Here is a 14885-nt window from a genome sequence, read left to right on the forward strand (position 1 = left end):
CGAGGTCGACGGCAAGGTCACGGACGGCAAGGAGGCGTCGGCCAAGGACATCGACACGGCGACGAAGGCCCCGCCGGACACAGCGGCCGCCAAGGACAAACCCGTCACCCCGCTCACCCCCGACCAGCCCCCCGGCAACCCCGGGGCCCCGCCCGCCGCGGCCGCGATCCCCGAGAAGCAGCCGGCGTCGGTCACCGACTTCTCCCAGGGCCCCGCGCAGAACGACCAGGCGATGGCGGACGCGGAGGTCACCGAGGAGCAACTCGCCAAGGGCAACGAGCCCGAGTTCAACGAGGCCCTGGCCGCGAAGAAGACCGCCGAGACGGACTCCGCGAAGGCACCGGCGAAGGGCAGGTCGGCCGAGAACCAACAGCTGAACGCCGCGAAGGCGGGCGCCGCGGCCTCGGGCACCGCCGCCATGAGCACGCTGACCGCGACACGTGCGCAGGCCGGGCAGAAAGTGGACGGCGGCAAGAGCGAGACCAAGTCGAAGGACGAGAAGAAGCGCGCCGAGGTCACGGCGAAGCTGCAGAGGGTCTACGACGGCACGAAGAGGGACGTCGAGGCGACGCTGTCCGGCCTGGACCAGAGGGTCGACGCCGCGTTCACCTCCGGCGAGAAAGCGGCCCGGGACGCGTTCACGGCGGACCACAAACGCCGGATGAAGCAGTACAAGGACAAGCGGTACTCCGGCTGGACCGGCAAGGCCCGCTGGGTGAAGGACAAGTTCGCGGGCCTGCCCGAGGAGGCGAACAACCTCTACCAGGAGGCCCGCAAGCTCTACGTGTCCCGGATGCAGACGGTCATCTCGTCGGTCGCCGACATCATCGGCACCGAGCTGGGCAAGGCGAAGGCCCGGATCGCGAAGGGCCGGGGCGAGCTCAAGGCAGAAGTCGACAGACTCCCCGCCGACCTGCGGCAGTTCGGCGAGGAGGCCGCGAAGGACTTCGCGGGCAAGTTCGACGACCTGGAAGCGACGGTCAACGAGAAGTCCCAGCAGCTGGTCCAGGACCTCGCCCAGAAATACACAGCCGCGCTCAACAAGATCGACGAGGAGATCAAGAAGCTCCAGGAGGCCAACAAGGGCCTGATCGACAAGGCCAAGGACGCGATCGTCGGCGCGATCAAGACGATCAACGAGCTGAAGAACCTCCTCCTGGGCATCCTCGCCAAGGCCGCCGGCGCCATCATGAAGATCATCAAGGACCCCATCGGCTTCCTGGGCAACCTGGTCTCGGCCGTCGGCGCGGGCCTGAACCTCTTCCTGACGAACATCGCCGACCACCTGAAGACCGGGGTCGTGTCGTGGCTGCTCGGCACGGCGGTGAAGGCGGGCCTCGAACTCCCCCAGAAGTTCGACATGAAGGGCATCATCCAGCTCATCGGCTCCCTCCTCGGCCTGACCTGGGCCAACATCCGCGCCCGCGTCACCCGCAAGGGCGTCCCCGACCAGGCGATGACAGCGGTCGAATCCTCCGTCCCGGTCGCCCAGAACATCGCCCGGGAAGGCCCCGCCGGAGCGGTCAAGGAGATCCAAGAGGAGGCGGGCGACCTCAAGTCCACCATCCTGGAAAAGCTGACGAGCTACCTGATCCCCACGGTCATCATCGCCGGAATCACCTGGATCCTCTCCCTCCTGAACCCCGCCTCCGCATTCGTCCGCGCGGTCAAGGGAATCATCGACATCGTCACCTTCGTGGTGAACCAGGGCGCCCAGATCGTCGAGTTCGTCAACTCCGTACTGGACGCGGTGGTCGCGATAGCCAACGGCGGCAAAGCCGGCGTCCCCAAAATGGTCGAAACCGCCCTGGCCGCCAGCATTCCCCTCCTCATCGGGTTCCTCGCCTCCCTCCTCGGCATAGGCAGCCTCGCCGCAAAGGTCAAGTCCGTCTTCCACGCGGTATCCCGCCCCGTGAACCGGGCGATCGACAAGATCGTCAACTTCATCGCCAAGAAGGGCAAAGCACTCTGGGAAAAGCTCAAGGGCAAGGGACGGAATGGCGACCGGGGCAAGGGAAAAGAGAAGGACAAGGACGCCCCGGGCGGCCTGCGAGGACATGCCCGACAAGCGGCTGGGCGCGGCTGGAAGGCGGCGGAACAACGCAGCACACACGAGGCCGTCTCCAAGTCCGACCTCGAATCATCCATGCACCGTGCGGAAGGTGCCCGAACCGGTGTGCGCATCACACTCGACATCGCGGAGAGCGGCACTTCCTGGCACGTGCGGGCGCGCGCCACACAGTCCGGCAGACATGCCACGGCCTCGGCGGGCCACGGCTGGATCGCGCAGGGCAGAGGCAACGAGCACCGATACGCGGCTCAGGACCTGTCCTCCTTCAATCGCTCCTTGGTGAACAGCGCCTTCGGCGAACTCAAAGGCGACACGAGCGAAACCGAAGACCTGCACGCCGGCTACGAAGAAAAGATCAAGAAAGGTCGGCGCATCGAGCGTAGCTACCAGGAACGTCTGGACAGCCGCATCAAGGGCCTGCGCTTCGGAATCTCAACGGAATCGTTCTCCGGAGCGAAGCAGGACAAGAGAATCCGCACGAAGATGACCATCAGCCCGAACGAGACAGCCAAGACGGACGACGTTCCGCTGTTCGGCGAGAGATTCCCGTACAAGATCGGCAAGGCGGCGGAGCCGGTTCTCATATCCAAGGCTCGCCGCCCGATCGAAAATCTGAACGCGCTCCGCCTCCCGTTCCTCAGCGAGGACGACATGGCGAAGATGAAGGGCTATGTCGTCAACATGGCGGCACGGCCGGAAGAGGTACAGCCCGATATCGCTGCCCGGTATGTCGACGAAGCGTGGGCGGGAGCCTCGTCGCCGGATCTGGCGCACGCGAGTACGGCTGCGGTGATCGGTGTCAACACGTTCAAACGGCTGGATCCGCAGGCGAACAGAGAGGGCCTGGACACCGTTCGTACCGCTATGGCGAGCATCAGCCGGCCGCGCCGGATGCGGATGGCCGTCATGGGCTTCACGTGGACACCGACCTGGACGCATGCGACTGAGGGGCCCGTGTCGTTGCACAAGACGGTCCGCCCGGCCTACAACAAACTGACCGATGCGGAGAAGCAGCAGGCCATAGCAGCGAATGAGGGCAGCTGGGGCAAGGGCGGCAAGCTCCCGTACGGCGTCTTCCGGGAAGTGGTGCTCGGTTCGTCGCACACCGCGAAGGCCGTGGATGTCCTGTCCGCGGTCAACCAGCAGGTGCACATCGTGAGCCAGGACGCCGACGGGGGCGTGCACACGCCCAGCGGACGAGGAGTCCTGGAGGAGTACGACCGCATCCTCCGCGCGATGTCGAGCGACCCGAACCTCACCGTCGGCGGCTACACCTTCGACGGTTTCGACTGGGGCGCACTGGCCGACTCGCGCACCGCGCAACTGACCATGCTGTCGAACACGGTGGACCGGGCGATACGGAAGGCGATCGCCAGGGTGCATCCGCGCATGTTGTACCCGGCTGAGCCGAACTCCCTGATCAAGGCGTGGGACAACGAAACCGGCGACGGCATCTTCCAGAAACCGACGATCCGGAGCGGACTCGATACGTCCCAGGGATCACTGTACGGAATCGGCTCGGCGGAAGGTCATACAGCCAAGAAACGAATGGCCGAGGCCTACGGCAGAGAGAACTTCTCGATGGCCTATGCGCCGGACGCCAGAACCGTAACGAGTCCGCTGCCGGAGAACCCGTCACGAGGGCTCACGATCACACCGGAGGATGTGCACGAGCTGGCGGCCGGAGAAAGGTTTACCGAGGCCGGCCAGGACGACTACGAACGTCGCAAGCACCGGGCCTACGCCCTGATCATGCAGTCGCAGACGACCGCCAGTGCGGTGAACCTGGCCCTGGAGTTCCGGCGGGAAAACCCGCAGCGCGTCCGGTCGGCCGACCAGCAGCGGCTGCACGACGCGATATTCGTACACGTTGAAGAGATGGTCAAAGCGCTGGCCGACAATCCTTCGTTGACCGCGAAAGATGTGCGGGAACGTCAGAACGCCCTCGAAGCGGACGCGAAAGAGCTCGCGGAGAGCAGAGCAATGGCCGGCAAGGAGAAGCCGCAGGAAGCGATCACCCTGGCGCTCCGCGTCACCACGGAAATCCTCCAGGCTCTTTCCGCGCAGGATCTCAGGGAAACCTGGACCAGACTGCGTGACCTGCTCAACCAGATCATGAATGACCCGAGACCCAGCCAAGGAGGCCCTCAGTGACGGACGACACCGTGAGCCAGGCACGCGTGAAGGCTTCGCGCGGGAACTACGCCTCCATGGCGTATCTGGCGCGGGTGCTGTACGAAACAGGGCTCGGGCCCCGCGCAGTCATCCGCGAGTGCTACGGCACCGACTTCCCCGAGGAGTTCTTTCTCCTGGCCGAGAAGGACCCGGATTCGCTGGAGCTGCTCATCGACTTCACCAACCAGCCCTGGCAGCTGGCCGTCCCGCTGTCCCGAGGCGGGCCTCCACCGCAACCGGACAGCCGGGACCGGATCGAACGCCGGGCCTTCGCCTACGATCCGCGGCTCGTCCCGCTCGCCGTCCCACTCGGCGTGGACACGGCGCTCAAAGGCCGGGTCATCTGCTACCACCTGGACGAACTCGGCGCCGGCCGCCCGAGCACCTTCGGCATCCGCAGGACCATGGGCGGCGACGAGGAGACCGAACGCTACGACGGTTCCCTGCTGGACGTCCTCCACCAGCACCACGCCGACTTCCTCCGCCACCTGACCCATCGGAGCGGCCTCCCGTGCAACCGGGGAACGGGCGCGGTGGACGACGAGGACGTCGAGGAGGCCGAGGACATGATGAACCGGATCGAGGCCCTGCAACGGCAATTGACGTCGATGCGGCAGTGACTGGTTCTGCCGGCCGGGCCATTGACCGGCCGACGGTTGCGTGACATCCGCCCACGGCGAACAGTCAACGGCCTCTGACCTCGCACTTTCCCGAATTCTCCGGGATCTCCCCCGGGAGGGACTTCTGTACATCCTGTACGTTTCTAAAGAAGCGTGCGCGGGTGCACCGTTGCGTCCGCGCGACCGGAGGAGAGGCACAGCCGTGTACCGTCCCGTCGCCCGTTACGTCCTGCCCGAGTTCACCGAGCACACCTCCCAGGGGTCCCGGACCATGGACCCGTACTCCAAGCTGCTCGCCGAGCGCGTGGTCTTCCTGGGCACGGCCCTGGACGAGACGGCCGCCAACGACCTGGTGGCCCAGCTGATGTATCTGGAGCACGACGCGCCGGACCGGCCCGTCTCGCTGTACATCAACTCGCCGGGCGGCTCGTTCGGCGCGATGACGACCCTGTACGACACGATGAACTTCCTCAGCTGCGAGGTGGAGACGTTCTGCCTGGGCCGGGCGGGGGCCGGAGCGGCCGTGCTGCTCGCCGCGGGAGCCCCGGGCCGGCGGCACATGCTCCCCGGTGCCAAGGTGGTCGTCAGCCAGCCCGCCCTGGCGGAACCGGTCCAGGGGCAGCCGTCCGACCTGGAGATCGAGGCGCGGGAGCTGGAGCGGATGCGCGGGACGATGACCGGCATGCTGGCCCGGCACACGGGGCGCTCCGTCGAGCAGGTCACCGAGGACACCGAACGCGACCTCGTCCTCGATGCGGAGGGCGCCCTGGCGTACGGGCTGGTCGACCACATCGTGCGCAACCGGGTCCCGGCGCCGCCGCGCTCCGGGTGGTGAACCGGCGATGCAGCCACCGGAGTTCTCTGCGCTGCCCGCCCTCACCAGGGCCGAGTCCGCGTTCGTCGACCGCTATCTCGATGTGCTCGACCAGGTGGGGCGGATCAATCCGGCCCACGGCGACGACACCTACGCGGCCCTGCGCGCGGCCCAGGCGCTCGCCTCGCACGCGGCGGAGCTGCGGGACGCCCTCGCGCTGATGCACCGGCGCGGCGAGACACGTATCCACAGCAGCACGCTGACCCGCGCGCTGCGGGCGCTGGACGGCGAGCGGCGGGCGGCCCGGGTCACCCTGCCGCCGGCTCCGCCGGGCTGAGGCGCCGTACGCCACCGACACGCCCGAGGGGTGCGCGGGAATTCCTCGCTCGATCGGCGTAGGCGTTCCCTCTCACGAGCGATGGACCGATTTGCCTTTTCCCGATGCGCGTGGGGCGGTTTCCTCCGCGACACCGCTGGTACGGCCGTGGCCGCCGGCGGCGGAGGAACCGCCGTACGGGTTCCGGTCCACCTGAACGGGCCATCCGTGACGGTCTTCACCGATGGCTGTTCCGGCTCGGAAATCCGGCACGAGGTGAGTCAAGATCCCTACGACGACAAGCCCCCGCCACCGCGGCGGGGCGGTCCGGGCGGACGCCGAGTCCTGCCGCCGCCCGGATGACTGGTCGACAGGAGTGGATCGGCAGGAGTGGAGGACCCGAGCACTACGGGACCGCCGGACCTCCGGTTGTCCCTCGGGGTGAAGCCGCCGCGCGCGGCCGGGCAACTTCGCCAGCCCGAACCCGACAGGTCATCCTTCACAGGCGGCTGACGAAGGGTTGCGCATGAGTGCGCAGGTTCATGTCCCGTCTCTGCTCGCCCGGGCCACCACGGCCTCGGTCATGACTCTCGCCGCCGTCGGCGGCACGCTGTGCGTGCCGGGAGCCGCGCCCGAGGCGCAGGCGGCCGGCCACGCGATGAAGGCCCTGAAGATCGCCGCGTCGAAGAAGGGGGCGCCCTACCGCTGGGGTGCCACCGGGCCCAGCAGCTTCGACTGTTCGGGGCTGACGCTCTACTCGTTCAAGAAGGCGGGCAGGAAGCTCCCCCGGACCGCCCAGCAGCAGTACAACAGGACCAGGCACATCTCGGCGTCCAAGCGCCAACGAGGTGACCTGGTCTTCTTCCATTCCGGGCGCAGCGTCTACCACGTGGGCATCTACGCCGGCAGCGGGAAGATCTGGCACTCGCCGAAGACCGGCGCCGTGGTCCGCCTGGAGAAGATCTGGACCAGGAGCGTCTACTACGGCCGGGTCGGCTGACCCGGACGCCTCAGGGCTGGACGGGAACCTGCCACGGGAGCGCCACCCAGACGGTCTTGCCGCCGTCGGGGGTGGGGGTGACGGTCAGCCGGCCGCCGTACTCCTTGGCCAGCGAGCGGATGATGACCAGGCCCCGGCCGTTGTCCTGCTGTACGGCGGCGGGCAGCCGCTGGGGCCGGCGGGGATGGCTGTCCGTCACGCCGACGCGCAGCTCCTCGTCGCGCTCCAGCCGGAGGTCGACGGTGAAAGTGGGTGACTGCCCGAACGTGTGCACTACGGCGTTGGTGGCCAGCTCCGAGAGGATGAGGCGGACCGTGTCGGCCTCCTCCGCGTCCTCGGGCAGGCCCCATTCCGTCAACACCCGGGCGACGAACCTCCGGGCCGTGGAGACCGAGACCGGCTCGCTCGGCAGGGTGACACGTGCTTCCTGATGGTCTGCCATGGCGAGCCGTCCCTTTCCCACCCGTCACCGGCCCGGCGAGCGGTCCGGTTGTGCTTCGCGCCAGATTGCCACCGATGCTGCCCTCCGTGGCGGCGATCCACCAAGATATGCATATATCTGTCGCTCAAACCGGTGAACTCTCCCCACGCGGGCCCGCTCCGGCGCCACACTGTCTGCTCGTCGGGCAGCGGGAGGGAGCCATCGGATGCAGCACGGCCCTGCGGTACGGCGCCGCAAGCTGGGAGAGGAGCTGCGGAGCCTGCGCCATACGTCAGGTCTCACGAGCCGGGAGGCGGCGGCGCTGCTCGGCTGGCACCAGTCGAAGGTGAGCAGGATCGAGACAGGTGTCAGCGGGGTGCGGCCGGATGACGTGAACCGGCTCCTCGACGCGTACGGGATGGACGACCCGAAGCTCCGCGAGGTCCTGGGCGCGCTCGCCGGTTCGGCGGGCGGTGGCGGCGCCGGCTGGTGGCATGCGTACCGGGGGCTCATCCCGCCGCAGTACCGCGACTTCATCAGCCTGGAATCGCAGGCGCGCACCGCCCGCACGCTGGAGACCTCGGTGGTTCCGGGGCTGCTGCAGACGGCCGACTACGCCCGCGCCGTGACCCGGGCCTCCCTGGACGGGCTGCCGTCCGGTCAGCTGGACTCGCTGGTGGAGGTGCGGCTGACCCGGCAGGGGGTGCTGCGGAGCGATCCGCCGCTGCGGCTGAGCGCGGTCCTGGACGAGGCGGTGCTGCGCCGGGAGGTCGGTGGCCGAAGAGTGATGCGGGAGCAGCTGCGCCATCTCGCCCGGGTGGCACAACTTCCCCATGTGCGACTCCAGTTACTTCCGTTCTCGGTGGGCGGCTATGTGAGCCTCACCAGCCCTTTCGTCATCTTCTCCTTTCCGACCGCTTCCGACCTTGACGTGGTCGTTCTTGACCACTTGACGAGTAGCCTCTATCTGGAACGGAAAGAAGACCTTGCGGCGTACAGCTCGGCCTTCGAAACCCTTCAGACGCACGCGCTGTCGCCGGAGCACACGCTGGACCTGATCGCCGCGATCGACCGCGGCGACCGGTGACCCCCCACCGCCCGGAGGAAGCGTCATGTCCGATCACCTCACCCGGCACGCGTTACGTTGGCGGCGCAGCAGCTACAGCACCGGGATGAACAACTGCGTGGAGACCGCGCCGTACGGGAGCGGACGGCTGCTGGCCGTGCGCGACTCGAAGGATGTGGCCGGGACGCCCCTGGAGTTCTCCGCCACGGCCTGGGCGTCCTTCGTCTCCGGTCTGAAACGCTGAGGCGGCCCTCGCCTCAGCCCTGCGGTGCGGTCCGCCGCACCGTCTCCACCGCCCGCGCGATCTGCTCGTCCGTCAGGTCCGCGCGGGCGGTCAGCCGGAGCCGCGAGACACCGTCGGGGACGGACGGCGGCCGGAAACAGCCCACCGCCATCCCGGCCGTCCGGCAGTCGGCGGCCCAGCGCACGGCGGCGTCGGCCGAGGGCGCCCGGACCGAGACGACCGCCGCGTCGGGCCGCACCGCGGTCAGACCGGCCTCCGTCAGCCCCTCGTACAGCGCGGTGGCGACCGTACGCGCCCTGAGTGCGCGCTCCGGTTCGCGGCGCAGCAGCCGCAGTCCGCCCAGGGCGGCGCCGGCGGCGGCGGGGGCGAGTCCGGTGTCGAAGATGAACGTCCGGGCCGTGTTGACCAGATGGTCGATGACCCGGGCCGGTCCGAGGACCGCTCCGCCCTGGCTGCCCAGGGACTTGGACAGGGTGAGCGTGGCGACCACGTCCCCGTCGCCCGCGAGCCCCGCCGCGTCGAGCGCGCCTCGCCCGCCCTCACCGAGCACCCCGAGTCCGTGCGCGTCGTCCACCAGGAGCGCGGCGCCCTCCGCCCGGCAGACGACGGCCAGCGCGGCCAGCGGCGCCGCGTCGCCGTCCACGGAGAACACCGAGTCGGTGACGGCCAGCTTCCGGCCCCCGTGACCGCGCAGCGTCTTGCGGACGGCCTCCGGGTCGGCGTGCGGAACGACGGCGGTCTCGGCCCGGGAGAGCCGGCAGCCGTCCACGATGGAGGCGTGGTTGCCCGCGTCCGACGCGATCAGGGCGCCGCGCCCGGTGAGCGCGGTGAGGGCCGCGAGGTTGGCGGCGTAACCGGAGGAGAGGACGAGCGCGGCCTCGAAGCCGCAGAACGCGGCGAGTTCGCGTTCGAGCCCGGCGTGCAGCGCGGTCGATCCGGTGACCAGGCGGGAGCCGGTCGCCCCACCGCCCCAGCGGCGCGCCGCGTCCGCCGCGGCGGAGGTCACCTCCGGGTGCCGGGTGAGGCCGAGATAGTCGTTGCTCGCGAGGTCCAGCAGCTCCGCTTCGGCCGCGCGGGGCCGCAGCCGGCGGACGAGCCCCGCCTCCGCGCGCCGGCGCGCCTCGTCTTCGATCCAGTCGAACGGGGTGGCGGGCATGAGCGGTCCCTTTTGTAGGCAGCTCACAGACCCTAACCGGGCCCACGCCAAGACACGGTGTGGCAAGGCACACACCCCGTGTCAGCTCTGTTGTCCGGTTCCTCCTTGGCTCCGGGCGGTGCGGTGCGTCAGGATCATCGCCATGGACCTCCTGAACACGCTGGTGGACAAGGGGCTGCGGCGCGAGCTGCCGACCCGTGAAGAAGCGCTCGCCGTACTGGCGACCCCGGACGACGAACTGCTCGACGTGGTGGCGGCGGCCGGCAAGGTGCGCCGTCAGTGGTTCGGGCGGCGGGTGAAACTGAACTATCTGGTCAACCTGAAGTCCGGGCTCTGCCCCGAGGACTGCTCGTACTGTTCGCAGCGGCTCGGCTCCAAGGCCGAGATCCTCAAGTACACCTGGCTGAAGCCGGAGGAGGCGTCGAAGGCGGCGGCGGCCGGGGTGGCCGGCGGCGCCAAGCGCGTCTGCCTGGTGGCCAGCGGCCGGGGCCCGACGGACCGGGACGTCGACCGGGTCTCGCAGACCATCGAGGCCATCAAGGAGCAGAACGAGGGCGTGGAGGTCTGCGCCTGTCTCGGTCTGCTCTCCGAGGGGCAGGCCGGCCGGCTGCGTTCGGCGGGCGCCGACGCGTACAACCACAACCTCAACACGTCCGAGGGGACGTACGGGGAGATCACGACCACCCACACCTACGCCGACCGTGTGGACACGGTGCAGCAGGCGCAGGCCGCCGGGCTGTCCGCCTGCTCGGGGCTGATCGCGGGGATGGGCGAGAGCGACGAGGACCTGGTCGATGTGGTCTTCTCGCTGCGCGAGCTGGACCCGGACTCGGTGCCGGTCAACTTCCTGATCCCGTTCGAGGGGACGCCGCTCGCCAAGGAGTGGAACCTGACGCCGCAGCGCTGTCTGCGGATCCTGGCGATGGTGCGGTTCGTCTGCCCGGACGTGGAGGTGCGGCTCGCGGGCGGGCGCGAGGTCCATCTGCGCTCGATGCAGCCGCTCGCCCTGCACCTGGTCAACTCCATCTTCCTGGGTGACTACCTGACCAGTGAGGGCCAGGCCGGGCAGGCGGATCTGGACATGATCGCGGACGCCGGTTTCGAGGTGGAGGGGGCGGGTACGACGACGCTCCCCCGGCACCGCGCGGACGCGGCGGCCGGCTGTGGTCCGCATGCGAGCGGTGGCTGCGCCTCCGAGGCGGAGAGCTGCGGTTCGCACGCGGGCGCCGGTTGCGGACCCTGCGGGGAAGGCGCGGAGGCGGAGGCCGTATCCGCCGCCGAGGTGCCGGAGGCCCCCGGTGCCCGGACGGACCTGGTGGCGGTCCGCCGCCGTGGCGCGGGCACGGACCTCGCTCCCAATGCCTGAGCCGCTCTCCCCCGCCGCGCTCCGGGAGCTGGACCGGGCGCACGTCTGGCATCCGTACGGCCCCATGCCGGGCCGGCAGGAGCCGCTGGTCGTGGAGTCCGCGTCCGGGGTCCGGCTGCGGCTCGCCGAACCGGTGCACGGGCACACCGAGTTGGTCGACGGGATGTCCTCGTGGTGGTCGGCCGTGCACGGCTACAACCACCCCGTGCTGAACGAGGCGGCGCGCGGCCAGCTGGACCGGATGAGCCATGTGATGTTCGGCGGGCTCACGCACGAGCCCGCCGTCCGGCTGGCGGCCCGGCTGGTGGAGATCACGCCGGAGCCGCTGCGCCACGTCTTCCTCGCCGACTCGGGCTCCGTGTCGGTCGAGGTCGCCGTGAAGATGTGCCTCCAGTACTGGCGGTCGGCCGGGCGGCCGGCCAAGAAGCGGCTGCTGACCTGGCGCGGCGGCTACCACGGGGACACCTGGCAGCCGATGTCGGTGTGCGACCCCGAGGGCGGGATGCACGAACTGTGGTCCGGCGCCCTGCCCCGCCAGGTCTTCGCCGCCGAACCGCCCGCCGGTTACGACTCCGAGCCCGACCCCGCGTACGCGGAACATGTGCGCGAACTGATCGAGCGGCACGCGGACGAGCTGGCGGCCGTCATCGTGGAGCCGGTGGTCCAGGGGGCGGGCGGGATGCGCTTCCACTCCCCCGGCTATCTGCGCGTGCTGCGCGAGGCGTGCGACGCGTACGGCGTACTGCTCGTGTTCGACGAGATCGCGACGGGGTTCGGCCGTACGGGAAAGCTGTTCGCCGCCGAGCACGCGGGGGTGTCCCCCGACGTGATGTGCGTGGGGAAGGCGCTGACCGGCGGCTATCTGACGATGGCGGCGACGCTGTGCACGAGTGAGGTGGCCGAAGGCATCTCGCGCGGCGAGGTGCCGGTGCTCGCCCACGGGCCCACGTTCATGGGCAACCCGCTGGCCGCGTCGGTGGCCTGCGCCTCCATCGACCTGCTGCTCGGCCAGGACTGGCAGCAGGAGGTCAAGCGGATCGAGGCCGGGCTGCACGAGGGCCTGGCCGTGGCGCGGGAGTTGCCCGGGGTCCGTGAGGTGCGGGTGCTCGGCGCCATCGGGGTCGTCCAGCTGGACCACGAGGTGGACATGGCCGCGGCGACCGCGGCGGCAGTGGGCGAAGGGGTGTGGCTGCGGCCGTTCCGGGACCTCGTCTACACCATGCCGCCGTACGTGACGGGTGACGACGATGTGGCACGGATCTGCCGCGCGGTGTGCGCTGCGGCGCGGGAGGGCTGAGGCATGAGCGTTCTGGTGGTGACCGGCACCGGCACGGAGATCGGCAAGACGATCGTGACGGCGGCCGTGGCGGCGGCGGCCGCGCACCGCCGCGTCGCCGTCCTCAAACCGGCCCAGACCGGCCTGGAGCCGGGCGAGCCGGGCGACGCGGCGGAGGTGGCGCGGCTGGCGGGCGCCCACGTCACGGCGGTCGAACTGGCCCGCTTCCCCGAGCCCTTGGCGCCCGCGACGGCCGCCCGCCGGGCCGGGATGGCCGCGGTGCGGCCGTACGAGGTCGCCGAGGCCGCCGAGAAGCTGGCCGCCGACCACGATCTGGTCCTGGTCGAGGGGGCCGGCGGGCTGCTCGTACGGTTCGACGACGAGGGCGCGACCCTGGCGGACGCGGCCCGGCTGCTCGCGGCCCCGGTCCTGGTGGTCGCCCCGGCCGGTCTGGGCACGCTGAACTCCACGGCCCTGACGGCGGAGGCGCTGCGGGCCCGGCGGCTCGACTGCCTGGGGGTGGTCATCGGCAGCATGCCGGCCGCGCCCGATCTCGCGGCGCGCTGCAATGTGGCGGACCTCCCCGTGGCCGCCGGGGCTCCGCTGCTGGGCGTCGTCCCGGAGGGCGCCGGATCGCTGGCCCCGGCCGACTTCCGGGCGCGGGCGGCGAGCTGGCTGGCCGCACCGCTGGGCGGCGACCGGCCACTGGGCTGAGCGCCGGACGCGGTGCGTCACCCGGTCTGCGCGCGGATGAACGCGGGCTGCTCCCCCAGGACGGCCGGTCCGCGTGGCGGCACCCGGCCCGTCCGGGCGGACATCCCGGCCCGGACGGGCCGAGTGCGCGGGCGGCCGGGAGGTGCCCGCGCGGCCGTTCACCGTCGCATCCCGGACGTATTCCGCACCCCGGCCCCCCATCGGTCGAACAGCTGGTCATAATTCCTGCTCAGGGCTCAGGTAGCCGAAGTCACCGCGGTCGGCCACGTCCTGGCGGCCACAGGCGCGCCAGCCGACCATTTCTCGCGACGACTCATGGAGTGACATTGAGTACGACGACGTTCCGTTCCCGCATCACGGCCCGGCTCGGGCGCGGCTACCTGGCCAGGATCCAGAAGCACGGGCTCGGGTCCACCACGATGAGGCTGCTCCCGGAACAGCTGCTGATGCCGCTGCGCAGGGACGGCCTCGACCCGGTCCGGCGGCTCGCCGAGACCCGGGCGGGCGCACCGGTGTGCAAGGTGGCGCTGCCCTTCGGGATGGACGCCTGGGTGGTCACCGGCTACGAGGAGTCGAAGGCCGTGCTCGGCTCCGCCGAGGGCTTCAGCACGGACTTCGCCCACCTGGCGGGCAACGCGGGCATAGCCGCCGAGCACAGCCCCGGCGGCCTGGGGTTCAGCGATCCTCCGGTGCACACGCGGCTGCGCCGCATCCTGACGCCGGAGTTCACGATGCGCCGGCTGCGCCGGCTGACACCCAGGATCGATGCCATCGTCGCGGAGCGCCTGGACGCGATGGCGGCCGCGCCGGGACCGGTCGATCTGGTGCACGCGTTCGCGCTGCCCGTGCCGTCGCTGACCATCTGCGAACTGCTCGGGGTGCCCTACGAGGACCGCGACGACTTCCAGAAGCTGGCCATGGACCGCTTCGACCTGTTCGCGGGGCCCACCGCGCCCTTCGGTGCCATGTCGGCCTCACTCGACTACTTCCGGGGTGTCGTGCGGGACCAGCGGCGCGCGCCGGGCGACGGCCTGCTCGGGATGATCGTGCGGGAGCACGGGGACAGCGTGGACGACGAGGAACTGGCGGGCCTGGCGGACGGGGTGCTCACCGGGGGCTTCGAGACGACCGCCAGCACGATCGCGCTCGGCGCCCTGGTGCTGCTGCGGAACCCGGAGGTGGCGGACCGGCTGCGCGCGGACGACGCTGTCACGGCGCCCTTCGTGGAGGAGGTGCTGCGCTATCTGTCGGCCGTGCAGATGGCCTTTCCCCGGTTCGCCCGCGAGGACATCGAGGTCGCGGGGGTGGTGATCCCGCGTGGCGACATGGTGATCTGCTCGCTGAGCGGCGCCAACCGCGACCCGGCGTACGTCACGGACGACGGGCGGTTCGACGTGGACCGGATCACTCCGGCCGGGCACCTCGCCTTCGGTTACGGCATCCACCGCTGCATCGGCGCGGAGCTCGCGCGGATGGAACTGCGCTCCGCCTTCCCCGCCCTGGTCCGGCGCTTCCCCGCGATGCGGCTGGCCGTCCCCCCGCAGGACCTGGCCTTCCGCAAGCTGTCGATCGTGTACGGCGTCGAGTCGCTGCCCGCACGACTCCACTGAGCCGTCCCCGTACCGGCGGGGAAAGCGCTCGCCCGG

13 protein-coding genes and 1 riboswitch are annotated in these 14885 nt (G+C 70.3%); of the genes, 11 read left to right on the forward strand and 2 right to left on the reverse strand.

What is annotated here, in order from left to right; all coding sequences use genetic code 11:
* The 5 genes from ACN6LM_RS17345 to ACN6LM_RS17365 all read left to right on the forward strand — a co-directional run.
* The coding region (locus ACN6LM_RS17345; protein WP_445066251.1) for a phage tail protein at positions 1-4225 on the forward strand (4225 nt) is incomplete at its 5' end.
* Positions 4222-4866, forward strand: coding sequence for a hypothetical protein (locus tag ACN6LM_RS17350; RefSeq protein WP_445066252.1), 645 nt, complete (start codon positions 4222-4224; stop codon positions 4864-4866). The genes ACN6LM_RS17345 and ACN6LM_RS17350, both read left to right, overlap by 4 nt.
* 202 nt (positions 4867-5068) lie before the next feature.
* A complete protein-coding gene (locus ACN6LM_RS17355) occupies positions 5069-5701 on the forward strand; it encodes an ATP-dependent Clp protease proteolytic subunit (RefSeq protein ID WP_445066253.1) in 633 nt (210 codons plus the stop codon).
* A 7-nt stretch (positions 5702-5708) separates the two neighbouring features.
* Entirely contained in the window at positions 5709-6017 is a 309-nt protein-coding gene (locus ACN6LM_RS17360; protein WP_445066254.1) for a hypothetical protein, read from the forward strand.
* 337 nt (positions 6018-6354) lie between these two features.
* Positions 6355-6519: riboswitch (cyclic di-AMP (ydaO/yuaA leader) on the forward strand.
* 3 nt (positions 6520-6522) lie between these two features.
* A complete protein-coding gene (locus ACN6LM_RS17365) occupies positions 6523-6996 on the forward strand; it encodes a C40 family peptidase (RefSeq protein WP_445066255.1) in 474 nt (157 codons plus the stop codon).
* A 10-nt stretch (positions 6997-7006) separates the two neighbouring features.
* Here ACN6LM_RS17365 and ACN6LM_RS17370 read toward each other — a convergent pair whose 3' ends face one another.
* Entirely contained in the window at positions 7007-7438 is a 432-nt protein-coding gene (locus ACN6LM_RS17370; RefSeq protein ID WP_445066256.1) for an ATP-binding protein, read from the reverse strand.
* 205 nt (positions 7439-7643) lie between these two features.
* Here ACN6LM_RS17370 and ACN6LM_RS17375 point away from each other — a divergent pair, with 205 nt between their 5' ends.
* Positions 7644-8504, forward strand: a complete 861-nt coding sequence (locus ACN6LM_RS17375; RefSeq protein WP_445066257.1) for a helix-turn-helix domain-containing protein — start codon at positions 7644-7646, stop codon at positions 8502-8504.
* A 25-nt stretch (positions 8505-8529) separates the two neighbouring features.
* Positions 8530-8727, forward strand: coding sequence for a DUF397 domain-containing protein (locus ACN6LM_RS17380; protein WP_445066258.1), 198 nt, complete (start codon positions 8530-8532; stop codon positions 8725-8727).
* Positions 8728-8740: 13 nt separating this feature from the next.
* On the opposite strand, the gene ACN6LM_RS17385 is transcribed toward ACN6LM_RS17380, so the two are convergent.
* Complete coding sequence (locus tag ACN6LM_RS17385) at positions 8741-9883, reverse strand: 8-amino-7-oxononanoate synthase (protein WP_445066259.1); 1143 nt, start codon at positions 9881-9883, stop codon at positions 8741-8743.
* 142 nt (positions 9884-10025) lie between these two features.
* Here ACN6LM_RS17385 and bioB point away from each other — a divergent pair, with 142 nt between their 5' ends.
* The 4 genes from bioB to ACN6LM_RS17405 all read left to right on the forward strand — a co-directional run bounded on the left by bioB (position 10026) and on the right by ACN6LM_RS17405 (position 14849).
* The gene (gene bioB, locus ACN6LM_RS17390; protein WP_445066260.1) at positions 10026-11249 is read left to right on the forward strand and encodes a biotin synthase BioB; all 1224 of its coding nucleotides are present in this window, start codon (positions 10026-10028) and stop codon (positions 11247-11249) included.
* Positions 11242-12546: an adenosylmethionine--8-amino-7-oxononanoate transaminase gene (locus tag ACN6LM_RS17395; RefSeq protein WP_445066261.1), complete on the forward strand. Its 1305-nt coding sequence runs from the start codon at positions 11242-11244 to the stop codon at positions 12544-12546. The genes bioB and ACN6LM_RS17395 overlap by 8 nt, the downstream gene beginning before the upstream one ends.
* Before the next feature lie 3 nt (positions 12547-12549).
* On the forward strand, positions 12550-13239 hold the full coding sequence (bioD, locus tag ACN6LM_RS17400) for a dethiobiotin synthase (RefSeq protein ID WP_445066262.1): 690 nt from the start codon (positions 12550-12552) through the stop codon (positions 13237-13239).
* A gap of 326 nt (positions 13240-13565) precedes the next feature.
* A complete protein-coding gene (locus tag ACN6LM_RS17405) occupies positions 13566-14849 on the forward strand; it encodes a cytochrome P450 (protein ID WP_445066263.1) in 1284 nt (427 codons plus the stop codon).
* Positions 14850-14885 lie beyond the last annotated feature (36 nt).

It is taken from the genome of Streptomyces sp. SAS_281, from assembly GCF_052542855.1.